Below are 23,964 nucleotides of genomic sequence, written 5' to 3' on the forward strand. Positions count from 1 at the left end.
ACTCAATTTTTTCTACAGTATAAATCGAATTTGTTTTTTATAATGTGTTGGTAGTGAGCCTTTGTTTGAAAATGAATAGCTCTGGCATATCTCTTGTTTTATATTTATTGACTTAGTTATATAAAAAGATTGTTTAATTTAAAATTTAAAAGTCATGAAAAAGGTATTAGTTGCAGTAGCATTATTGCTTAGTGTTAGTAGTTTTAGTGGTGTATTTGCTGCAGAAGCAAATGTTGATTCAGTAGCAGTATGTTGTGTTCAGGCGACTCAAGATGAATACACAAATATAGAAATATCAGATGTGCCTGATGTTGTTAAAGCAGCTATAGAGAAAGCATATCCCGGGCAGATAATTAAATCTGCAGCAGTAGCAGAAAAAGAAGGAGTTAAAACTTACAAACTTGTACTTGCTTCAACAGAGGGTACTGAAAGTACTGTCATTTTTAATGACAAAGGTGAAGAAATAAAATAAGTAATTGCAAATAGTAATAAACTCCCAACGAGTTAGCACAATAACATTGTAAAGGCGTTCAGGCTAGTGATAGTCTGGACGCTTGTTTTTTATGAGTATTGTCAATATAAGACATATATTGAGCCTTTTTTATTTATACAGAGCCTTGCTTTTCTGGCATAAAGACTGATTTACACGGAAAAATATGTAACTTTGAGCGGTATTTGACGAACAATTTACAAGTTTGTATACAAAGAGCTAATAATAAATATATTATAATTTATGTCAGATAGTATTGTTATTATCCCTACATATAACGAGAAAGAGAATGTAGAAAACATTATTCGTGCCGTATTTGGTTTGGAAAAAGAGTTTAATATTCTGATAATAGATGATGGTTCGCCTGACGGAACGGCTGATATTGTTAAAGGATTACAGAATGAATTTCCGGAACGTTTGTATATTGTAGAAAGGCAAGGGAAACTGGGGCTAGGCACTGCATATATTTGCGGATTTAAATGGGCTATTGAGCATAAATATGATTTTATATTTGAAATGGATGCCGATTTTAGTCATAATCCGAATGATTTGCCTAGATTATATGCTGCTTGTACGGAGCAAGGTGCAGATGTTGCCGTTGGCTCTCGTTACTGTAACGGAGTAAATGTGGTGAACTGGCCGTTAGGACGTGTATTGATGTCTTATTATGCTTCTGTATATGTTCGTTTCGTTACGGGAATGAATGTACAGGATACAACTGCCGGATTTAAATGTTATCGTCGTGAAGTATTGGAAACAATAGAATTGGACCGTATCCATTTCAAAGGTTATGCATTCCAGATAGAAATGAAATTTACAGCCTATAAATGCGGGTTTAAGATCGTGGAAGTTCCTATTATTTTCATTAATCGTATATTGGGGGTTTCTAAAATGAATTCGTCTATATTCGGCGAAGCATTATTTGGCGTGCTGAAATTAAAGTGGAAGAGTTTTTTCAGGAAATATCCGAAACGGAAATAAAGAAATAGTAAAATATATGAATGATCCCGATGTTTTTTATAAATCATCAGGATCATTTTATAAAATCATCGGGATGAAAATGAATAAGAAGTTAATCTATAATGCCCGTATCATTAATGAAAACCGTATATATACCGGTTCGGTAATGATAGAAGGCGATAAAATTACAGCAGTATATGAAGGTGAAGTTCCTGCGACTGTAAAATCGGAGGCAACAGAGATTATAGATGCTACCGGTAAATGGTTGTTGCCCGGGGTGATAGATGATCAGGTTCATTTCCGCGATCCGGGGCTTACTCATAAGGGAGATATGTCGACGGAGAGCCGTGCGGCGGTTGCCGGAGGTGTCACTACTTTTATGGATATGCCGAACACCAAGCCGCAAACAACAACAATAGCCGATCTTGAATGGAAATTTAAACGTGGGGCAGAGGTTTCTGTGGCTAATTATTCTTTTTTCTTCGGAGGAACTAATGACAATATGGATGAAATCCGAAAATTGGATCGTTCCCGTATTCCCGGTTTAAAATTGTTTTTAGGTTCTTCTACCGGCAACATGCTGGTAGATAAGAGGGAAACTTTAGAGCGTATTTTTGGAGAAGCGGATATGCTAATTGCAATCCATGCAGAGGAAGAAGATGTTATTAAGCGAAATATAGCATACTATACCGGAAAATACGGAGAAGATTTGGATATATCTTTCCATAGTAAAATACGTAATGAAGAAGCTTGTTATGCTTCTTCTTCAAAAGCCGTTGAATTAGCAACTCGTTTGGGTTCCAGACTGCATATATTGCATTTATCTACGGCCAAAGAGCTTACTTTACTGGATAATAGTAAACCGCTTAAAGAGAAGAAAATTACCGGAGAAGTATGCGTACATCATTTATGGTTTCACGATGGTGATTATGCTCAATTTGGAAATCGCATAAAATGGAATCCGTCTATAAAGACGATAGAAGATCGTACTGCTTTACGTGCAGCTGTCAATAATAATACAATTGATATCATCGCAACGGATCACGCTCCACATTTATTGTCGGAGAAGGAGGGCAGTTGTCTGAAAGCTGCTTCGGGAGGTCCGCTTATTCAACATTCGTTAATTGTTATGTTGGAATTGGCAATGGAAGGCCGTTTTACTTATGAAAAAGTAGTGGAAAAGATGGCTCATATGCCTGCCGAATTATTTCATATTGACAAAAGAGGCTACATTCGTCCCGGTTTTTATGCTGATCTGGTATTAATTGATCCTGAATCTGAATGGACTGTTTCAAAAGATAATATTTTATATAAGTGCGGTTGGTCTCCATTTGAAGGCTATACTTTCCATCATTCTGTTTGGATAACCTTTGTAAATGGTGATTTAGCTTATAGTGATGGAAAAGTGAATGATTCTGTTCGTGGCATGGAAGTGAAATATTCTTGAATTAAAGGTATTGGCTTTCAATAGAAAATAATGATTTTAGGCAAGTTGTCTTACTGAATATGTATAAGCTTGTGGGTTTGTAAACTCAATTTCCATTCAGGATGTGTCAATATATAGTTGATCACTTCTTGGGTGTTTTGGCAGGAACAGGGTTGTAAATAATAATGATCTGCCGGTATTTGGAGATAAGGGGAGAGATCTTGCCCTGTATAAATTACTTTTATTTCATTAGCATGTGTTATCTCTAACCGTGAGTTTTGTTTAGGAGAGCAAGTTACCCAGTCAATAGTAGAAGGTAATATGTTTGTGCCGTTTGTTTCTATACAAACATATTTTCCGGCTTTATGTAATAACTCAATAAAATCAGTATTTATCCATAAAGAAGGTTCTCCACCGGTTAGTATTACTGTTTGAGCAGGATGAGTTGATATTGCCGCCAAAATATCTTCATCAGACATTAAGATGCCGGTTTCATGTTGTGTATCACAGAAATCACATTTTAAATTGCACCCGGAAAAACGAATGAATATTGCTGGCGTACCGGTATGGAAACCTTCTCCTTGCAGACTATAAAAAATCTCATTAATCTTTTTCATAGATAGCAATATTGCCTGTGGATTCTTGAACTTCTACCTTAAAACAAGAAGGAAACTGGTCGCATATCCATTTTGCGATATTTTCTGCTGTCGGATTGAAAGGTAATATGTCATTTAAGTTCTGATGATCGAGTTTTGTTTTTACAACCTTTTTAATATGGCTGAAATCTATCACCATACCGTCGGTATTTAACTCTTTGGAACGGCAGTAAATAGTAATAATCCAATTGTGACCATGCAGATTTTCACATTTACTGGAATAGGAGAGGTTGAGGCTATGAGATGCCGAAATCTCCATGCGTTTAATAACAGTATACATATAGAAATAGTTATAAATTTGGAATTTGCATCTAATGTCACCTTGATGCAAACGCAAAGATATATATTTTTACGCTTTATTCATCCTGACTTTGTAGTTTCAATGAAAAATAGAAAGTGGTACCTTTTCCTTCTTCTGATTCAAACCAAAGTTTACCATCGTGTAATTCAACAAAATCTTTACATAACATCAAACCTAAGCCTGAGCCTTTTTCATTGTTAGTACCGTACGTTGTAAAATGGGTACTTTGATTTAATAGTTTTTGTTGATCTTCTTTTTTGATTCCTTTACCTGTATCTTTAATACTGACAATAACATACTCTCCATCGACTTTCGTGCTGACAGTAATTGTACCTCCATCAAAACTGAACTTTAAAGCGTTGGATATTATGTTTCGGGTAATCGTTTTCAACATATCAATATCAACTGAACCCATTAGTTCTTTATCCAGTCCCTCTAAAGAAATGGAAACTTTCTTTTGAGTGGCCATCGGAATGTACATATCTACAGTACTTTCGATGATGGTATTAATATCTGTTTGTTGTTTATATATTTTTTGTTTATTCAATCGGTTCTTAGCCCACTTTAATAGATTGTCGAGCAAAAGGAAAATTTCTTCAGATGTTTTATTCATCATCTGAAGCATTTCATATACTTCATCTCCCACTTTTTCTTTATCTACCATCATTAATATGGCGTTGTTCATCATTTTTAAAGAACCAAGTGGAGAACGTAAATCATGCGCAATTACTGAATATAGAGTGTCACGAGACTCAATTGTATTTTCCAGTTCTTGCTTTATACGTTTTATACTGTAAAGCTCATAACGGTGAGCAACACGTTTTACCAATTCTTCCCGTTGGAAGGGTTTGGTTACATATTCGGTTGCTCCCAATTGATATCCTTTTACAATGCTCTGCATATCACTTAATGCAGACATAATGATAACAGGTATATTATTGGTTTCGGGATTGCTTTTTAGATGTTGAAGAACCTCGTAACCATCCATTTCCGGCATCATAATATCAAGTAAGATCAGATTTGGATGTCTTTCTTGGGCAATGCGTAAAGCTTTAATTCCACTGTCACAAGTGAGAAGAGTGTATCCTTCTTTTTTTAGTATAGCTTGTACAAGCATGACGTTTGTCGGTACGTCATCAACGATTAATACAGTATATTCTGATGCTAAGTTATCCATTCTATTTTGTACTTTTATTGATATTCAAAAACTATCAATACACAAAAGTATTAAATAAGTTGATATGTTTAAGTTTTTTCGATATCAATTTGTATTTATTTTTTCAATTTTCTCTCTTTTAGCTTTATTCCAAATTCCACTTCCCTTGTTTTTCTTAAGGTAGAAAAAACCTTTTATAACGTTTATATTCATGAATATAAAATAATAGGGAATAAACAATAGCTTATTTCTTATTTGTTTTTGTTCCAGTTTATAGCCGGTATAGGCCATTACATAAAATAACATTTGTATAACAAATATAATTGTATAAAAAGTTGAAGTTTTAATAAGTATTATATTTAAGGGTATAAGCAAAAACAATACAATAGGGGTTATAGTCCATCGTAAAACACGATGACTTATATATTGAAAACTCAATATTCCATATTTGAAAATATTCAATAGACTACGTAGACGCCATATAGATTGTAATCCTCCGGCAGCAATACGGATTTTTCGCTTTTCTTCTTCTTTCATATTTAAAGATGCGCTTTCCACCGCATATGCTTTCTTGCAGTATGCAATTTTATATCCTTTTTGGGCGATGCGAAGGGAAAGTATAAAATCATCTAATAATGTATCGTTAGGCATTTGTTCAAATAATGCTGTTCGAATCGCAAATAATTCTCCGGCCGCCCCAACTGCAGAATAAAGCTGGAAATCTAACTCTTTTAATGCCGATTCATATTTCCAATAAATTCCTTCTCCGGCAGTCGCTCCTTGCTTCTTTTGGATCTCCACCCGCTTTTCTCCGGCAACACACCCTACTTTTGGATCATAAAAACATTGGATAATTTCTTGTATTGCATCTTTATTAAGCATTGTATTTGCGTCAGTGAATACGACGAAGGGGGTTGTGATATATTGTATTCCACGGTTTAAAGCTGCTGTTTTTCCTTGACGCTGAGGTTGATATAATATCGTAACTTCAGGATATTCGTTTAATAATTTATTGGTGTTATCCGTTGATCCATCAGTTATCCATACTATTTTTAGTTTATCTTTTGGATATGAAATTGCTAGACAATTAGCCATTTTTTCATTAACGATATCTTCTTCATTATATGCTGCGATAAATAAAGTTACTTCAGGAAGAAGAGTTGATTTCGAAGAATTTATTTTGTTTTTACAAAATATTTTTTTAACCTTTACCATGATATATAGTAATATACCGTATCCTACATAAGTGTAAAAAACAAGAAAGACTCCTATCCAGAATAGAATTTCAACGATGGTATGGCTTGTCATTATGAATTATATTTTTATAGAATATAAGCAAAGGAATGAAATTTTTTTTATTTAGCAAATAGCATGATTAAAGAATTGATGAAATATAAAGCTTTTAAAGTGAGTTTATTTATTATTTTTGCAAACAAAAATAAGAATAGATGAATATAATGATATTATATACTTTGGAGATTCTACTATTTATTATAATGTCTCTTAATGTGTTATATATATTGATCTTTAGTATCGCTTCTCAAAAAAAGTATAGAGTGCCTGCTTTTAATGATAAAAAGACTAATAAACACTTTATAATATTAATACCGGCTTATAAGGAAGACAAAGTTATATTGGAATGCGTAAAATCATGCCTAAATCAGGAATATCCTACTGATAAATACGATATTGTTGTTATTTCAGACCAAATGAGTGAGGAGACAAACGAATTATTATCAGCTTTACCTATTCGACTGGAGATTGTGAATTTTGAGAATAGTACAAAAGCGAAAGCTCTGAATTTTGCGATGAGCCATCTTGATGGATATGATATTGCCCTGATTATGGATGCTGATAATACAATAAAACCAGACTTTTTGGAATATATTGATAAAGTTCCGTTTACAGAAACGATTGTTGCTTATCAAGCACATCGTATAGCAAAAAATAAAAATACAAATATAGCTTATCTTGATGCGGTAAGTGAAGAAATAAATAATAGTATATTTCGATTGGGGCATGTAAATTTAGGTTTTTCTTCTGCGTTAATAGGTTCAGGAATGGCTTTCCGATATGATTATTTAAAGGAAGAATTAGCAAAGATAGATGCGGTAGGGGGATTTGACCGTGCTTTGGAACTGACATTATTTAGAGATAATAAAAAAATAGGTTATATACCGGATGCATATGTACTGGATGAGAAAATACAGAATCATAAAGATTTTTCGCGTCAGCGTAAACGTTGGATGTCTGCCCAAATCCATTATCTGGTACATTTTTGGAAAGATATTCCGCATGCTATAAAAACAAAGAATTGGGATTTTTGTGATAAAATGTTCCAACAAATGAGTTTTCCAAGACTTATTTTATTAGGACTTATTTTTATTATCTCCTTTATTGTCTCTTCTTTAGATTCATCTTTAGGTGTAAAATGGTGGATATTGTTATGCGTTTTGTTAATGTCTTTGGCGTTAGCTATTCCGCGAAATTTATATACAAAGCAATTCTTGAAAGCAACGACAGCATTGCCTGTTTCTTTTTTCAGTATGTTTCTAAATTTATTTTGTATGAAAGGTGCGAATAAAAAGTTTATACATACAGAACACGGAAGTAAATAATTTAATAATATACTGTGATGTTTGTTGGAAAATGGAATAAAGATGAAGAAGACGATATTATATATAAAGATCCATGTCAAATATTCAAGGATGGAGAGTTTCGTGTCTGGTTTTTCGGAACATTGTATAATAAGGAAGAACTAAAATATGAATCTTTGATGAATGATGCAGAAGTTATTGCATCAATTTATCGAAAAAATGGATATGAAGGTTTTGCAGTATTGGATGGTTCTTTTACTTGTATCATAAGATGTCCCGGAATGACTATTATTGGTAGAGATCATCATGGAACTTCTTCTCAAGTATATTATACAGATAAATACTTTGCGTCTTCTCTCGCTCAATTGCAGGAAACAAAAGAGGTTTCTTTAATACCTGACTATCATGCATTGAGTATGTTCCTTTCTGTTGGCTATGTTGCGACTCCATCTTCTGCTTTTCAAAATGTATATAAGTTGGGGGCAGGAGAGGTTTTAATATGGAAAAATAATGTACTTAAACGTATATCGTTATTTCCTGTAGATGAAATATTGCCTGCTTCAAAAGAGAAAAGTTTAGATGAGTATGCTGGTGAATATGCTCGTTTACATGCAGAAGCGATTCGGAAACGGATAGGTATGAGTTCTAATGTTGGCATTTTATTAAGTGGAGGATATGATTCTGGCTGTAACCTGGCTGCTTTACGTCAGATATACGATGGAGAAATTCGTTCTTATTCTATAGGTTTTAAAGGTGATAACTGGACAGAGCTACCGTTAGCTCGTTGTATGTCGGATACATTTCATACGCGGCATTCCGAATATGAAATAGATGGTAGTGAAATAGATGCACTGCCTCAAATCGTAGAATATTTGGGCGACCCGTTTGTTGAAGGCGGTCTGATGGTAAATTATTCAGTTATGCGTTTAATAGGGGATGATAAACCTGATGTTATTCTTGGTGGTGATGGAAGTGACCAATATTTCGGAACATCAGGACGAGAAGTTGCATTACACTACTTAATGTCCAAATATGGGATTAGACCTTTTGCCGGTTTAATATACAATTTGTTGAGTCATAACCTGTTTGATAAAAACAATTCTTTTTATCGTATTCGCTTTCACTTGGATAAAATATTGCATATCCTTCAAGGAGATTTATTTGGTTTTCCTTCTTTTTTATTAAAGGAAATGCTTGTAGATCAGTCGTTGGTGTCGATACCGGATATTATTTCTCCAGACACCCGTAGTTTTGAACAATTATATATACAACATACTTATAAAAGTGATATTGAGAAAATAATTAACCAGGTAATTTTATTTAAGGCTTCTAAAATGTCAGACATGTTTGGCAATAATTTAGCTTTTCCTTATATGGATCTTAATTTGTATAAATTCCTGTTACAGCTACCCGTCTGTTATAAATGTAAAGGTAATACTCCGACAGATATAGCTAAAGGGCATTTTGTCGCAAAGTATCTTTTGAAATATCATTATAAACCAATATTGCCGGATGCAATAACTTCGAAGAAGAAACAAGGAGGTTTTGCTCCTATGCCTATTTTCTTCAAGGATGATAAAAGAAGAGCACGAATAGCCGATTTTATATTAAATTCTTCAGTAATTGGTTCTTTCTTGAAAAAAGAGGCTGTAGAACATTTCATCAAACAATATGATAAGGAAGTGCATGAGGATGGCAACTGGTTTTGGTATAAACAGAATAGGGCTATTCAATATTTCAACTTATTGACACTGGCTATCTGGTGGGACAGGTTTGTAGAACAAAAACAGATTTCTTTAATTTAATAAAACATGTCTATTAAGCAACAGGCTACTAAAAGTGTTTTCTGGAGTGCTATTGAACGTTTATCTGTACAAGGTATACAATTTTTACTAAGTATTATTATTGCGCGTTTATTGTTGCCTACAGATTATGGATTGATAGCAATGCTTAGTATATTTATGGCAATTGCCCAAACATTTATAGATAGTGGTTTTGCAAATGCCTTGATACAGAAAAAGGATAGGACTGATGCTGACTATAGTACTGTGTTTTATTTTAATATCGTAGTTTCGGTAGTTGTTTATTTATTACTGTATATTGTTTCCCCTTTTATTGCGTCTTTTTATGATGAACAGGCACTCACTTCTGTTACCAGGGTAGTAGGACTTATTCTTATTATCAATTCTTTTGGTATTGTTCAACAGGCAAAGATGACGGTGGTACTTGATTTCAAAAATTTAGCTATTGCCTCTTTGATTGCCGTAATCGGAAGTGGTACTGTTGGTGTATGGTTGGCATATTCAGGATATGGTGTTTGGGCATTAGTATATCAGTCTTTGTTGAATAACTTGTTGAGAGTTGCATTTGTGTGGATTTTTTCCGGATGGAAACCTATTTTATGTTTTTCGCGCGATTCTTTCCGCGTACTGTTTGCTTTTGGGTCTAAATTGTTATTATCAAGTCTGTTGCATACGCTATATACCAATTTATATACCTTGATTATCGGTAAGAAATTTTCTTCGGAAGAATTAGGTTATTATAATCGTGCTTTTACTTTGGCACAATTTCCATCAACAAATCTTACTAGTATTATTGTACGTGCTGTTTATCCTATACAATGCCGTATTCAAGATGACGATGAACAACTAAAAACTCTGTTTCTGAAATATACGCGGATATCCTGTTATCTTATTTTTCCTATTATGATAGGTTTTTGTGCTTTGGCAGAACCGATTATACGTATACTTTTAACAGATAGATGGTTACCTGCTGTTCCGATGTTGCAGATTATGTGTATTACTTATATGTGGGATCCAGTAATGAAAATCAACAATAGTATGCTTAATGTTAAAGGTCGCTCCGACTATTTTTTATATGCAGAGGTCTGGAAAAAGATCGTTGCTTTTTCTATACTTTTTGCGACAATGCCATTTGGTGTTATTGTTATGTGTATTGGTTTGTTTTTTTATGCATTTGCAGATATGGGGATTATTATGTATTATTGTAAAAAGGTGACTAATATCACTTATGGAATGCAGTTTAGAGCAATATACCCAATATTCCTTTTGTCTTTTACGATGGGAATTGGGATATATATGCTGACTTTTTTTAATATTCCTTTATATCTCCAGCTGGTAATGGGTATATTATGTGGAATAGGATATTACATTATAGTATCTTATATTTTTCGTTTTAAAGAATTGACTATTTTGTATGATATTGTCTTGAAATACATACATCGTAGAAAATAATTTTCAGTCGTTATTTTTTTTATGCATTTCCATATACTTTTCTAATGAAACCGGATTGTATGGTATAAATTTTCTTTTAATTTTTTCCATTACTAAATGAATGAATGCCTGTATTGAGATTTTTATATCTTGGCTTTTACTACGATAAGGAAAAATTGTTCTACTTATCTTGTCAGACCAAGTGTATTCAAAGAATGATTTGTAGTAAGGGTCTTCGGGGTTTACTATTATATCAATGTTATCTTTCCATTCATATCTAACAGTATGAGCTTGGTGATATGATAAATAGAATATATGTAAGGCAAAACTTTGATATGGTAAAAAATTAAGAAATGTTTTACCTAAATCGGGATATAATGATGGAATTCTTTTTTTATCATAAAGTACTAATTTTTTGTCAATTTCCAAACATACCCATTTGTGCGATTCTTTTGGAAATAAAGATTCTCCGATGAAACTTGGTAGTTCTATATATCCTCTGGAGGCAACGCGTGATAATTCATTGGTAAATAGCATTGGATCTTCAACATGTTCCAATACTTGGTTACATATTAGATAATCAAATTCTTTATCTTTAAAAGGCATATCTTCTCCGTCCGCGTTAACAAATTCCTGATAAGGAAATATTCTTATATCTCCTCCTCTATGGTAATTAGACTCAATGAATTTTTCAACTATAACATTTGCTCTGGGATGAGGGCTTTGTCCGCTTCCTACTTCCAATACACGATCTCTTTTATTGATATTTAGATCGTTTCTATCCATTGGGTTTCTCTCTTTCATATTAAATTATTTTTATATTTAAATGAGTTTTATATTTCTCTCCACTAGTATCTCTTTAAAATTGAGATATTAGAGTTATAATGAAAATTTTATGGCTCTAATCCCTGATGCCTAGGTTTGTTTGCTTTTTTAATTGATATACTTGCCTCATTTTTATTTAATCCCCAATATTAAAGTTCGTGTTAATCTCCATTTTTGTCCCAATTTTCCAATTATAACCGGGAATATTATTGCTATACTCAAAGCAAATAAGAAAACTGGAATTTCTGAATGAATTCCAAACCAAGAAAGCAAGATACGTCCGCCGGAAGTCCCAAATCCATGGTATAAATAAATGACATATGCATAATTTCCTAACCATATGAGAATCTTATTAGAATGTTTTTGGTGAAGTAGTAACAGTAATAATGCCATAATCCAGATTGGCTGTAATCTTTGATACAAATTATTTTCTGCTAATGGATAAAACCATTCTAACTGTAAAAGAACGATACCTATTAATGCTAAAATCGCATATACCCCCCATTGTTTATCTGTGATAAATAGTTTTCCTGAAAATCGATTGGCCCCCATTCCTATAATAAAATAAGGGAATAAAGCAATTGCTCCTTTAAAGCTGAATAAATTAGGTATAGAGGAAGGTATTACTTCTTTCAAAATAACAACTCCAATATAAGTAACAATTATGCAGGTGATCCAATTCTGTATTCGACTTGCCCATCCCCGAATATCAATAACTGCTGCACATGTAAACATGATAAAAAGAGAAGGTAGATACCAGTAAATAGTATAAGGGAATATATATATTCGCCAGATTTCAGATAAATATCCTTTATTATTTGTTCCTGGAGTTATATATTGAACCAGAAAATATAAAGTAGCGGCAACAGCCATAGGGATCAATAAACGGTAAAATTTCTTTTTAAAGAAATTTCCTAACGAATCCTTTTGAATGGGTTTTATTGCGTAGACCCATCCTGCTATTGCTGTAAACAATGGCATTTGAATATAATCAATCCATAGATATAGATAACGCCAAGGAGAGGGGTAATCTATTTTCATTCCTCCTTCCGGTGTGGAACCTATAACATGACCTATTACAACAAGAAGGATTGCTAATCCGCGTAAAGTTTCTATTGATGGAATTTTTTGCTGAGTACCCATATATATTTCTTTTGTGTTTTGGTTTTTTGAATGAATCGTATCTGTGAAACCGTGGAAACATCCTTTAAGAAAGGATTTAAGCATGGCTTGTTCTCTATGTATTGAATATAAAAGAATATTTTTGGGGACAACAATTGCTATTTGATAGAATAATGCTATCAATTTGTTTATGAAAATATAATTACGACGTGCGAATAAAATTCGACTTCTAGTTAGGTAATATAGTCGGAATGGAGAACCTCTTTTAATGGTCATACTTTCTTTGTGAAAAACACAGGCTGCTGGTTCATACCAAGTTTCATAGCCTGCACGTTGTAGTTGACAACTCCAATCCAATTCTTCATAGAAAAGAAAATAGGATTCTGTCATTGGTCCAACTTTCTCTATGATTTTCCGTGAGGTCATGACACATGCTCCGTGTATTGCATCTGTGGGATGAGCTGTATTATATTGACCGTTATCTTTTTGATTCAGTCCAATCAAATTATAGCTTACTCGTATAGGATTGGCGGCTATATATCCAGCATATTGGATAGTATCTTTTTGATATTCATATTTGATTTTAGGAGAAACAGCCCCAATTTTATCAGATGATTGTAATCTGTCTACTAATGCCTTTAGAAAAGGTTCAGCAATAGTAATATCGTTATTAATATATACAATATGCTCACCTTTTGCGTACTGATACCCTAGATTATTTCCTCCTGCAAATCCTAAATTTTTGTCACTACATATTACTTTGACATTGGGTAGTGATGCCTTAAGTAAAGGACCATCACCATTAGGTGAATCATTGTCTACAACAATGATTTCAAAGGGATAATTCTCAAATTGCTGAAGACTTTTCACCAATTCGCAAGTATCATTATACCCATTGTAATTAATAGTGATAAGTGAAACCATGCCTGCTATTTTTTAGGAACTTTAATCCATTCACCTCGTTCGAAGTCATATTGTTTTAAAATACGGGCAGGGTTACCGCCGACTACTGAATAAGGGGGGACAGATTTCGTTACAACGCTGCCAGATGCAATAATACAATGCGTACCTATCGATATGCCTTGATTGATACACGAATTACCTCCGATCCAAACATCATCTTCTACTACTGTTTGATTGGGTGTTACCCCTTGTTTCGCTATTGGGCTGGTTATATCCAAATAGTTATGTGTTAATCCCGTTATTTGTGCTCCACTTCCAATAGTAACATAATTACCTAATTTGACAGGACCTACTAATTTGACACGAGATGTTACATGGGTAAAGTCTCCTATAATTATGTCTCCCATCCCATTGTTTATAATACAATAATCTTCAATTATACTTTTTTGTCCTAAGGATATTTTTTTAGAAGGAATGATGTCTAATCGGGCTTTTCTTCTGACTATTGCACCTTTTCCTTTTTTTATGACGAATGGAATAAGGAAGACTCTGGCCCACCAGCGTGGGCGTGATGAATAAGGGTGTACTAATAAATAGTGAAGAAATTTCTTTAATCGCGGATATTTATTTAGCATAATATTATAGTTTTAAATGTTTATATGTGAATATAGTTGATTAACTGAATTAGTCCATGTGTGGGTATGGGCAAAATTAATTCTTTCTTGTATTAGCTCTTTAGAATTGGTTTGTAAAGCTTCATGAATAGCATGTATATATTCATCTACGCTTGTGCAATTCCATACATATTTGTCAAACATGGCCATCGCCTTTGTTTTTGTTGCTATAACAGGTTTCCCTAATGCTAAATATTCATCTATTTTACGTGGATAATTACCAATTGTTATTTGATTGATTTGTTGTGGATTCATACAAATATCAAAATGAGCAACATATGCCGGTATTTCTTCTTGTTTTTTTTCACCTAAAAAATATACATTACTAAGAGTATGTAGTTTGTGATTTTTGAAATATTTGTCTTCACCACCAACGAGGATGAAAGACATCTGTCTACATTTTTTTGCTACTTCAAAAATAAGATCAGCATCCAATCTTCGACTTGTAATCCATCCGACATAACCAATTGTTGGTTGTGAGATATTTAATATATCTTTAGGCTTCGGATACTTCGTTCTATAATCATATTTGCTGAGATCTAACCCTTGGCCTATATCATAACATTTGGGGTTATAAGGTAGAATAGACTCTGACAATTGAATGGAATTTACCACTACTATATTACATTTTTTCGATAGTATAGGTTCTAGTCTTGGTGCATGCTTTTGCCAATACGATGAGACTAAATTGTCTCGTCTATAATAAATAGAAAAGACGGGAGATAGTATTTCATTTGCATAAAAACTACGGTATATATCATTGTCAATGAATAAAATATAATTATCAAAATGTAGTTTTTTTAATATTTTCTTTGCAAAAGAATACATTCTTATACTATTATATTTATTTGCTAAATCAAATAGTATTCCATCAGGCAGGAAATTAATAGGCCAAATTGTGAATGGAAAATCTAATACCCATAAGTTCAAATTGATTTGTCTTAATATGGGTAGTTTTTTTTTAATTACATTTTTGCGTCGGGTAATTTCAGGAGTGTTTTCTTTACTTTGGTATGTTTTTTTATCCAAAGGTGTATTTATATAAAGAACTTTGTTTTGTTTTGATATTTCTAATGCTATATCTTTTGCATTAGAACCTATAGATATATCCCAAGGTTGAAGTCCTGTAAATACAAAATTTTTTCCTTTTATCATGATCTTGTAGTTTGTAAGTTGCAATATATAGACAGTAAACCTTGAGCAGTTTCCTTCCATGAAAATGCTTTTACTCTTTTTAATCCATACTCTATTTGTTGTTGATATAAATCTTGATTTTTTTCTAATAAAAGAAGTTTTTCAGCAATGTCGTCTGCTTTGCTTGGATCTGATAATAATGCTTCATTACCAGCAACTTCCGGCATTGACGATGTATTCGAAGTAACAACCGGAGTTCCACATGCCATTGCTTCCAATAAAGGAATGCCAAAACTTTCTCGCAGGGAAGTATATAAAAAAGCAAATGCACCACTATATATATAAGGTAGATCTGTATTAGGAATATATCCTGAGCATATGATGTATGGTCGGATTTCTTCAATGTTTTCTTCTTTTATTATAGCATTCAATATAGTTTCCTTTATATCTGCAATTAATAAGGGTAGGGGATTCTCTGAATGTTTCCGGTAAAGCTGATAAGCCTTTAAGGTTTTAGGGACATTTTTTTTAGGATCTGTATTTCCTAAAAAAAATATATAGCTTTTATCTTGTATATATTTTCGTGTGATGGAATAAGCATTTTCTCGTGGAAAAAAATAAGGGCTATATCCATTATATACTGTTATAATTTGTTCTTCCGGTAATTGCAATGCGTTTTTTATCCTGTTTCGTTCAAACTTTGAAACAGTAATAATTTTTCTGCAATGTGGTAATATACGGGGGACAACAAAACGCCGATAATACCATCCCATATTTTGATATACAGATTTGTTGCCGCTTTGTCGTGGCTCCAAAAAGATAATATCATGTAAAGTTAATACCAATGGCACGGAACAGTATAATGGGGCCGTATTACTTGTACAATGCAATAAATCCGGTTTTATTTTTGCAATCGCGCGAGGTAAAGCTACTTGTTCCCATAGAGGATAAGTTGGACAACGTAATTCGATAATATGAAAATTGTTGGATTCCTGTAAACAATGATCTTCACCGGAACTTACAAATATAAAATATTCATTATCGTGATCTATTTTTTGTAATTCCCGTATGCTTTCCAATGCAACAAAATCCATTCCATGTTTATTGGCTCTGAATATGCGTTGCGCCTCGATTGCGATTTTCATATACTAATCCATATTTTTGTTTGTATGCTTGGTGTGTATAAATTTTTTGTTAGCTCCTCTTAGTCTAAAGAAATTCACAAACATCAATAAAAAAAGAACAGGAAGACTTGCTAATGCTTTCGTGAAACGTTTGTCAACTAAGTAATCCGGAACAGCTATGCTGAATGTTATACACAAAAGTATCAATAGCCCCCACCACTTTAAAGACATACTCCAATCAAAGAAAGTAAAGAAGCAGGCTATTAAAATAATAAATCCAAATAATATGATTCGGGGAGGCATCATCCATTGGAATAATTTGTCACAATAATCCCAATTACCTCGTATAATGGCTAAAGGCAATTGTGATAAGCCTGAAAATAAATTGGATATTTGATTTGCCAACCATCTGCGACGTTGGTTGTAAAATCCAGCTTTACCACTTATCTTTTCATCATAGGTTAATACAAGTTCCAAATATTCAATATATATATTTTGCATTAACAATGACTTTTCGAGTTGTTTATCAACTCCTATATTCCCAATTTTGTGAATATTTTCCCGGAATAGATCGTACTCAAAAGCCATTCCTGAACCAATTAAAGCCGATGAAAAGCCTAGTTGGGTATGTCCTTTACGGAAAATAGAATTATTTATTTCTTCACTAACTGCATCTAATACGGCTGTGTTGGTATCCCGGTTTTTGGCAACTCTGTGTGTTTGAATAGCAGAACAGCCTGAGTAAAACGCATCATTGATTTTATCAAGATAGTTCGTTTTTACAATATTGTCAGCATCTAGTATAACAATGATGTCATATTTTTTATCGCTCTTGTCTATATAGTCAGTAGCAATTTGTAATGCTTTTGCTTTAGTGCTTCTAGGTGTCTCTACTTTTATAACTGTTGCCGACAGTTCTTCCAAACGTTGGTTTGTCTCATCTGACATATGATCGGATATGACAATGATGTCATATTTTTCTCTTGGATATTCTTGCATGAGGAAGGACTGGATAGAGTCTACGATAATGTTATCCTCATCATATGCAGGAAATAATACGGCAAAGCGATATTTCTTTTTCGCCGTAGGATAGACATATCTCCTTTTCTTCAAAGAATAAAGAGCAAAAATAAAAAGATATAATACTCCTATTAAAAATAATAAGAATATGATGGCATCTACCAGTCGGTAAAATTGCTCATTGTTATTAATCCAATTAGTAGCTATGTAATATATTTGTTCCATATTGTTTAAATAGCTTCTTTATTTTTTATTGATTCTGTTAATATTTTCTCATTAATATACTTGCCATTCAATACCAGGGATAAACCTGTAAATGCAATAATGTTAGTTGGGTACTGTCCCCAGAATGCATTTCCGTATGCACTTAGTATTAATCCAAATATACAGCATATAAAACCCGATAATCTTGCTTTCAATTCAGGGTCAGTAACTTTAAACATTAAAATCCATGCTCCGGCTCCAATTGAAATAAATATAATGCCCAAATAAAGCACTGCTCCAATAATTCCTGTTTCCACCCATAGTTTTACGTACCATGAATCATGTGGGATAGAAGTAGTAAAACGGAGAGACAATTTTTGGTTTTCTACTCCGGACAATCCCAATCCCTCACCAAAAGGCTTATTTTTTAAATAGGTTGCTAATTTGGCTTGATTCTCTTTACGTACATTAAATGAGGCGTCTGCTGATGGATTAAATGCTGAACGCATACGACGAATTTGGGTGTTTCCTTGACCAATAGTTGTAAAAGCGAAAAAAACATAAAAGAAGATCAGTAAAGAACCTCCTGTAATGAGTGCCTTCACATTTTTACAAATAATAGTGTACAATAATAACCCCGCTAGTGGTACTATGATAGCTCCTCGTGTTCCCGATAAAAACATTGCATATATGCTAGCTATGGAAACAATACCATAATATAGTTTAGTCCGAATATTTTTTGTTTGGACAGAAATAATTCCAAAAAGAATACCAGCTCCTCCCATATTTGACCCTAAATTACCAGCATCCGTAAAGAACGAGAAATAACGGGGGCCTGTATTGATCAAATGTGTTATAGCTCCTCCATTATTTAACCATCGTAATTCTGCACTGTCAAAACCATGAAATTTTTGCATAAGTGCTTTTAATACGGCCGTTAAAGTAAATATAGATAATAAGAATATCAGTATCTTTACAGTTTTATAATTTGTACACAACAATGTAGTTATCAATGATATGATAAAACCATTAAAAATAAGATTTCTGGATAGCAACCATGCTTCCGGTTGTGCGGAAGGATTAATGATTTGGGCAAGTGTATAAAGCATCCATATGAACATCCCTATAGTTAATGGATTCCATATATGCTTCCAATCGATATTTTTTAATAATCTGGAATGAATGCAGATAAGAATCAATAACACTATCATCAGGCAATCCATCAAAAAACTGACTCCGTTTATATCTATATAACGGGTAATCCCCAATATGTAGTAATTTACTGTGAATATTAAAAAAAACAATACTACGGGATATTTAATAGAATATATAGCCGATATTATAACTAAAGGCAATATAGTAATGCCAATTAAAAGTGCCCAATTGTCAATACATATTGATAATATAATTCCCACTAATCCCAAAAATAGGGATATTAGGACCAATTTACTTTGCCGTATGTCTACTTCCTCATAGTTCATAATTGTTATTTTTTTACGGCAGAATCTTTTGAGGTTAATCCCAAATACATAATCCGATTTGCGAAACTTCTCATGGAACTTTGAGGAGGCAATTGCCCTGTGAAATCTTCAACGGCATCACGTTGTGCATTGTTCAATACCATAAAGATAGATGTATTGTTGCCTGTGATCTGTTGTAGATAATTTAATATTTCATTATCGCTGTTCTTCCATACTTTTTGTGCATTGACTATTAATAAATTAATATCAGCATTTTCTATTAGAGCAGATGGTATGTTATTTGTCTGGATAGATAAATGTTCAACCAAAACAATATTTACATTTTTCTGTATAGGTGAGAATATATTAAAATTCTGAGCTAATAAATATGAAGCATCTGTCGGAAAATCTTTATTTGCTTGAACATACTTTACATTAATACCTTGCTCATCCCATTGTTCCATAAGATATTTTGCGACAAAACTCTTTCCTTCCTTTTCTTCTATACTTAAAAGGTTTATATATATTGTTTTATCTTTTTGTAAAAGATGGTTCAATTGGTTACATATTTGTGCTGCCGATATACGGTTACAAGCTTTTATATATCCACGGTATTTTAATTGAGTATTACCTGTGAATGCTCCTTTTACCGACATCCCGGTTAAACGTTTCGTACGTTCTGCATCACGTAATGTTCTATCTAATAACTCAATGACAAGGTTAAGTCCAAGGATGAAAATAAGACTTCCTATAAAAGCCACTATTGTGAATAACATACGTTTGCTATTACTTAACAATGGAAATGTCGGAGTTGAAATTGTATTTAATGTAGCTGATGTTAATAACAAATTCTTTTGTTTCATTTTAGCGAGATTTAAAGCATGAAGAACTTCCAAATAGGATTCTTCTGTTACTTTGATTTCCCGTTCCTGACGATTAATTTGGGTTCCTATAGGTGAAAACTCCTTATATTGATTTATAAAATCTTGTTTCCGTTTATCAAGTATTTCTAATTCTTTTTTTGATTTAATGTTGAGAATTACTTGAGTTAACCATTCATTAACAAGTTCATCTATAGCCACCCCTTCCTTACTTGCTTTATATGTATTAATTTGCTCTGTTAATTGAGCTATATTTTTTTCAGCTTGTTGGAGTTCTTCTCTATATTGTTGTAATGTTTCATTGGATGCTTGGGCCTCTTCACTGGTAAATGTTTCTATTTCGGTTATTTTCCCATTTATAGATGAAATTTTATCCAATGTTTTTATAAATTCTTCGTTTGATTTAATTAATGAAGCACGTAGTTCCATATAACCTTCTAATTCTTTAATCAGTTGGTTGGAACTTTGGTATTGTCTTAATGTATTTTCATAGCGATTCTCAAAATCAGTAAATGAAATAGCTATTGCTTTTGTTTGTTCTATATAGTTAATGACGCTATTCTGTACATTATACTCAGTAAGAGCATTCTCAAGATTATTAAGTTTTACTTTCAGCTTCCTTAGCTCTTCTTCGTAGTATTTGACAATATCATCAGCTGTTTTATATCGTAGTTTATCATACGATACCCGTAGCTCTTCGCTTACCAGTTTTACTGTATTTAATGTAATACCCGGATCAGAAGACTGATAAGAAATATCAATCAGGTCACTATTCCCTAATCGTCTAACAATTATTTGGGAAAGCGCGCTATAGCTATAAAAAGGTGCTTTTCCATTGAATAATGTATATAAAACACCTAAAGGGTCTTCGTTTTGATATTGAATTAAATTATTTACTGTTTTATCAAAAGATGTCTTATCCACTAATTTGATTACTTCCGGAGGTATTATCGTCAATAGATTCCGATAATTTTTGGCTAATATAAATGTATTATCTTTATCCGGATCTCCATTTATCAAATTAAGAGCCAAGAGCTTTATCGATACTTTTTCTAAAGTCCCTTTAGACTTGGTTAGATTGACAATGTTATCAAATGTATTGTTTACAGATAACCAGTCTGTTCTTTCTTCCGGCTCCAATCCTGAATTTGAGGCAATACCTGTATATATAGATGTATTTACAGTATATGTTTTTGGTAAAAACTGGGAAAAATACATGACCAGTACAGTTACTACTAAAGAACCGTACAATAATTGATATCGAATGCGATATAGGAAACGCGATATGTAGAGAGTTATATCCATTTACCTGTTTATAATTTTTATATTAGTAAGCATCTCCAATAAAGTCACAGCATTATGTAATGTTGCTCTTCCTTCCTGATATGAAATGTTGGCAGATGAACGTCTACCTCTTTCAAGTGACAATGCAATAATATCAATTCTTCCGTTAATAAAATCCTGTTCGGAAATTTTCATCTGTGCATTATATAATGCTGCTGCATCTGATTTCGCTTTAAGCGTTGCTAAAGCTTGTAATACCTGATTGTAGGCTTCCAATATTCTTAATTTCCGTTCTTCTATGGAAATATCATATTCGTAATCCAATTGGCGCAACCTTGCTCTTTTTGCTCTTGTTTTTTGTTTTTGCCCAAAAAGATCACCTAATGGTATACTTAGAGAAATGCCGGCATTATACATATGTTGGTTTCGCCCTATACTGCTTTCATATATAGGATCATTTGTTGTAGAAGTAGTCGATAAATAGGTTACTCTACCATATTGATATTGTCCAAAGATTCGGAAATAGTTCAACCATTCTCTTTTTGTTATTTTTAATTCAGCGTCAGCTTCATCTCTTCTGGCTTCATATATTCGAATAGATGGATGATCGTATACAGATTGAAGGAAAACAGACAAAGGTGGTAATTGCACGCGTTCGTAATCGTTCAACATAGCTTGGATAGAATCATTGTTGGACGCAGATACAGAAACTATTGCACTACGGTCAAAAGAACTTTTCTTTTTTTTCTGACCGTAGCTGTAACATGTACAGAACATTAATAATATGATTATAATAAATCTCTTGTTAAACATCTTCTTTTTGAATGAATGCTGTGAATGTCTTAAAAATAATTTTCATATCTAATAAAAAAGAGAATGAACTCGCATATTTTATATCCAGTTGCTTTCGTTCTTCCGCTGACATCTTGCCTGCTTTGCCTCGTCTTTCTACTTGCCAAAGACCTGTAAGTCCAGCCGGACCCATGAAGCGCTGAATGTATTCATCACTTGTGAGTAATTCGGCTTCATATAGTGGGAGAGGACGGTTTCCAACAACCGACATATCGCCTATCAATATATTAAACAATTGAGGAAGCTCATCCAAACTATATTTGCGGATAAATTTACCGACATGTGTGATACGTGGATCTTTCTCTAATTTAAAGAATGTACTTGAACGTTCCGTTTGCTTTGTCTTCAAATATTCTCCTTCGGATGTGCTGTCATTATCAGAGAAAAGTATCACGTTTTTCTCATCATCATATATTTTAACCGGGACGTCAGGCTCTTGATCTATATAATTTTCATTATCTTCCTCAGAAGAATATTGATTCAGTTGTTTATATTCTGCTAAACGACGGTCTGCATCCGTGTACATAGAACGGAATTTATAAAAATAAAATATCTTAAAATTGCTTCCCACACGTTTGGATTTATAGATTACTTTTCCTTTACTTTCCAAGCGAATAGCTAATGCCAAAACAATAAAAACAGGAGATAATAATAAAATTGCTATTGACGATGTTATAATATCAAATATCCTTTTCCATAAAGGTAGCTTAAACAGACTTAAATCGGATTCGGAATTTTTACTGTTTGTACTAACTTTATTTTTGTATGTTACTGCGAAGGAAATAATTTTATTTATTTCTTCTTGGGTAACTTCTTCAGAGATAATACAATCTATTCCGGCTTTTAAATATGGAAATTTTTCTTCTTTGGGAAGTGGAGGACTTATCAGAATTATATATATACTTGGATATAGTTGTGTTAGCTGTTTAATTGTCTGTATATCTGAGGATGTTTGTTTTCTTTCAAAAAATACACAGCATTCTATTGCAGAACTTTTAGGTTTGGTGGTTTTGGAAAGTATATGGTTTATTCGTAAGTTATTAGAGCATATAGATACATCTTTATGTATTATCTGCTTTAAATGATCAGCAATATGTGTATTGTTACCAAAAAATATGTAATTCATTATCTAAGTATCCTTTTTACTCTAACTTTTAGTTCTTCCGGATTAAACGGTTTTAAGATGAAATCTTCTGCTCCTTCCTCAAAAAGTCTTATTCTATTTTCACTACTTTCAACAGATGAAAGAATTAACACCGGTATGTCTTTAAACATTTCATTTGATTTTAGATATAGAAGAAATTCTTCACCTGTCATCTCGGGCATGTTTAAATCTGAAATAATTATATCAGGGATATTACCTTCTTTTAACCAAGCTATTGCTTTAATTGGATTTTCTACATACTTTGTTTTATATGAGGCTAAATAAAGCATGATAATTTTCGCAATTTCTGGTTTATCATCAACTAAAAGAATCGATTTCTCCATATGTGAATGCTAAAGTATATATTTTTATATCACCATTGCAAATGTAAACTAATATTTTGAAAAATACCATAGTTATCAATCTGTTTTTTAAAAGAATTAGTGAGAGTCATAAAAATAAGAGTATATAAAAATAATTAATTAGATTTGTCGTTTAAATGAAATATAGGATAAAAT

Annotated in this window: 21 protein-coding genes; 6 read left to right on the forward strand and 15 right to left on the reverse strand. The window is 32.8% G+C overall.

Annotation, left to right across the window (positions count from 1 at the left end):
- Positions 1 to 154: 154 nt before the first annotated feature.
- From C1721_RS12755 to C1721_RS12765, 3 genes are all read left to right on the forward strand, one after another.
- Entirely contained in the window at positions 155 to 472 is a 318-nt protein-coding gene (locus C1721_RS12755) for a hypothetical protein (protein WP_102408629.1), read from the forward strand.
- A gap of 261 nt (positions 473 to 733) precedes the next feature.
- A complete protein-coding gene (locus tag C1721_RS12760; protein ID WP_102408630.1) occupies positions 734 to 1,471 on the forward strand; it encodes a polyprenol monophosphomannose synthase in 738 nt (245 codons plus the stop codon).
- Between the two features lie 79 nt (positions 1,472 to 1,550).
- The gene (locus C1721_RS12765; protein ID WP_102409456.1) at positions 1,551 to 2,897 is read left to right on the forward strand and encodes a dihydroorotase; all 1,347 of its coding nucleotides are present in this window, start codon (positions 1,551 to 1,553) and stop codon (positions 2,895 to 2,897) included.
- Between the two features lie 50 nt (positions 2,898 to 2,947).
- On the opposite strand, the gene C1721_RS12770 is transcribed toward C1721_RS12765, so the two are convergent.
- The 4 genes from C1721_RS12770 to C1721_RS12785 form a co-directional block, all read right to left on the reverse strand.
- Positions 2,948 to 3,493 carry a 7-carboxy-7-deazaguanine synthase QueE gene (locus C1721_RS12770; RefSeq protein ID WP_102408631.1) on the reverse strand — a complete coding sequence of 182 codons (546 nt, stop codon included), beginning with the start codon at positions 3,491 to 3,493 and terminating at the stop codon, positions 2,948 to 2,950.
- On the reverse strand, positions 3,480 to 3,812 hold the full coding sequence (gene queD / locus C1721_RS12775; protein WP_102408632.1) for a 6-carboxytetrahydropterin synthase QueD: 333 nt from the start codon (positions 3,810 to 3,812) through the stop codon (positions 3,480 to 3,482). The genes C1721_RS12770 and queD overlap by 14 nt, the downstream gene beginning before the upstream one ends.
- Before the next feature lie 76 nt (positions 3,813 to 3,888).
- Entirely contained in the window at positions 3,889 to 5,010 is a 1,122-nt protein-coding gene (locus C1721_RS12780) for a hybrid sensor histidine kinase/response regulator (RefSeq protein ID WP_102408633.1), read from the reverse strand.
- Positions 5,011 to 5,094: 84 nt separating this feature from the next.
- Positions 5,095 to 6,297, reverse strand: a complete 1,203-nt coding sequence (locus C1721_RS12785; protein ID WP_102408634.1) for a glycosyltransferase family 2 protein — start codon at positions 6,295 to 6,297, stop codon at positions 5,095 to 5,097.
- Between the two features lie 140 nt (positions 6,298 to 6,437).
- Between C1721_RS12785 and C1721_RS12790 the strand changes: the two genes are divergently transcribed.
- The 3 genes from C1721_RS12790 to C1721_RS12800 are packed head-to-tail and all read left to right on the forward strand — an operon-like array spanning position 6,438 to position 10,840.
- The gene (locus C1721_RS12790; RefSeq protein WP_234347462.1) at positions 6,438 to 7,607 is read left to right on the forward strand and encodes a glycosyltransferase family 2 protein; all 1,170 of its coding nucleotides are present in this window, start codon (positions 6,438 to 6,440) and stop codon (positions 7,605 to 7,607) included.
- A 17-nt stretch (positions 7,608 to 7,624) separates the two neighbouring features.
- Entirely contained in the window at positions 7,625 to 9,391 is a 1,767-nt protein-coding gene (locus C1721_RS12795; RefSeq protein WP_102408635.1) for an asparagine synthase-related protein, read from the forward strand.
- Positions 9,392 to 9,397: 6 nt separating this feature from the next.
- The gene (locus C1721_RS12800; RefSeq protein ID WP_102408636.1) at positions 9,398 to 10,840 is read left to right on the forward strand and encodes a lipopolysaccharide biosynthesis protein; all 1,443 of its coding nucleotides are present in this window, start codon (positions 9,398 to 9,400) and stop codon (positions 10,838 to 10,840) included.
- 3 nt (positions 10,841 to 10,843) lie between these two features.
- Here the strand turns inward: C1721_RS12800 and C1721_RS12805 are convergent, their stop codons facing one another.
- The 11 genes from C1721_RS12805 to C1721_RS12860 all read right to left on the reverse strand — a co-directional run bounded on the left by C1721_RS12805 (position 10,844) and on the right by C1721_RS12860 (position 23,790).
- Positions 10,844 to 11,623 (reverse strand): class I SAM-dependent methyltransferase, encoded by a 780-nt coding sequence (locus C1721_RS12805; protein ID WP_102408637.1) that lies wholly within the window; start codon positions 11,621 to 11,623, stop codon positions 10,844 to 10,846.
- A gap of 153 nt (positions 11,624 to 11,776) precedes the next feature.
- Entirely contained in the window at positions 11,777 to 13,690 is a 1,914-nt protein-coding gene (locus C1721_RS16330) for an acyltransferase family protein (RefSeq protein WP_234347465.1), read from the reverse strand.
- 5 nt (positions 13,691 to 13,695) lie between these two features.
- Positions 13,696 to 14,304: an acyltransferase gene (locus C1721_RS12820; protein ID WP_102408638.1), complete on the reverse strand. Its 609-nt coding sequence runs from the start codon at positions 14,302 to 14,304 to the stop codon at positions 13,696 to 13,698.
- A gap of 12 nt (positions 14,305 to 14,316) precedes the next feature.
- A complete protein-coding gene (locus tag C1721_RS12825; RefSeq protein ID WP_102408639.1) occupies positions 14,317 to 15,498 on the reverse strand; it encodes a glycosyltransferase in 1,182 nt (393 codons plus the stop codon).
- Entirely contained in the window at positions 15,495 to 16,622 is a 1,128-nt protein-coding gene (locus C1721_RS12830) for a glycosyltransferase family 4 protein (protein ID WP_102408640.1), read from the reverse strand. The genes C1721_RS12825 and C1721_RS12830 overlap by 4 nt, the downstream gene beginning before the upstream one ends.
- 3 nt (positions 16,623 to 16,625) lie before the next feature.
- A complete protein-coding gene (locus tag C1721_RS12835) occupies positions 16,626 to 17,846 on the reverse strand; it encodes a glycosyltransferase family 2 protein (RefSeq protein ID WP_102408641.1) in 1,221 nt (406 codons plus the stop codon).
- Between the two features lie 5 nt (positions 17,847 to 17,851).
- Entirely contained in the window at positions 17,852 to 19,306 is a 1,455-nt protein-coding gene (locus C1721_RS12840; protein ID WP_102408642.1) for an O-antigen ligase family protein, read from the reverse strand.
- A 5-nt stretch (positions 19,307 to 19,311) separates the two neighbouring features.
- On the reverse strand, positions 19,312 to 21,471 hold the full coding sequence (locus C1721_RS12845; RefSeq protein ID WP_102408643.1) for a GumC family protein: 2,160 nt from the start codon (positions 21,469 to 21,471) through the stop codon (positions 19,312 to 19,314).
- On the reverse strand, positions 21,472 to 22,263 hold the full coding sequence (locus C1721_RS12850) for a TolC family protein (protein WP_416277240.1): 792 nt from the start codon (positions 22,261 to 22,263) through the stop codon (positions 21,472 to 21,474).
- Complete coding sequence (locus C1721_RS12855) at positions 22,256 to 23,431, reverse strand: sugar transferase (protein WP_420872736.1); 1,176 nt, start codon at positions 23,429 to 23,431, stop codon at positions 22,256 to 22,258. Before C1721_RS12855 ends, C1721_RS12850 begins: the two co-directional genes overlap by 8 nt.
- Positions 23,428 to 23,790 (reverse strand): response regulator, encoded by a 363-nt coding sequence (locus C1721_RS12860; RefSeq protein WP_102408645.1) that lies wholly within the window; start codon positions 23,788 to 23,790, stop codon positions 23,428 to 23,430. Before C1721_RS12860 ends, C1721_RS12855 begins: the two co-directional genes overlap by 4 nt.
- Between the last annotated feature and the right edge of the window lie 174 nt (positions 23,791 to 23,964).

The organism is Parabacteroides bouchesdurhonensis (genome assembly GCF_900186615.1).
Classification (GTDB): domain Bacteria; phylum Bacteroidota; class Bacteroidia; order Bacteroidales; family Tannerellaceae; genus Parabacteroides; species Parabacteroides bouchesdurhonensis.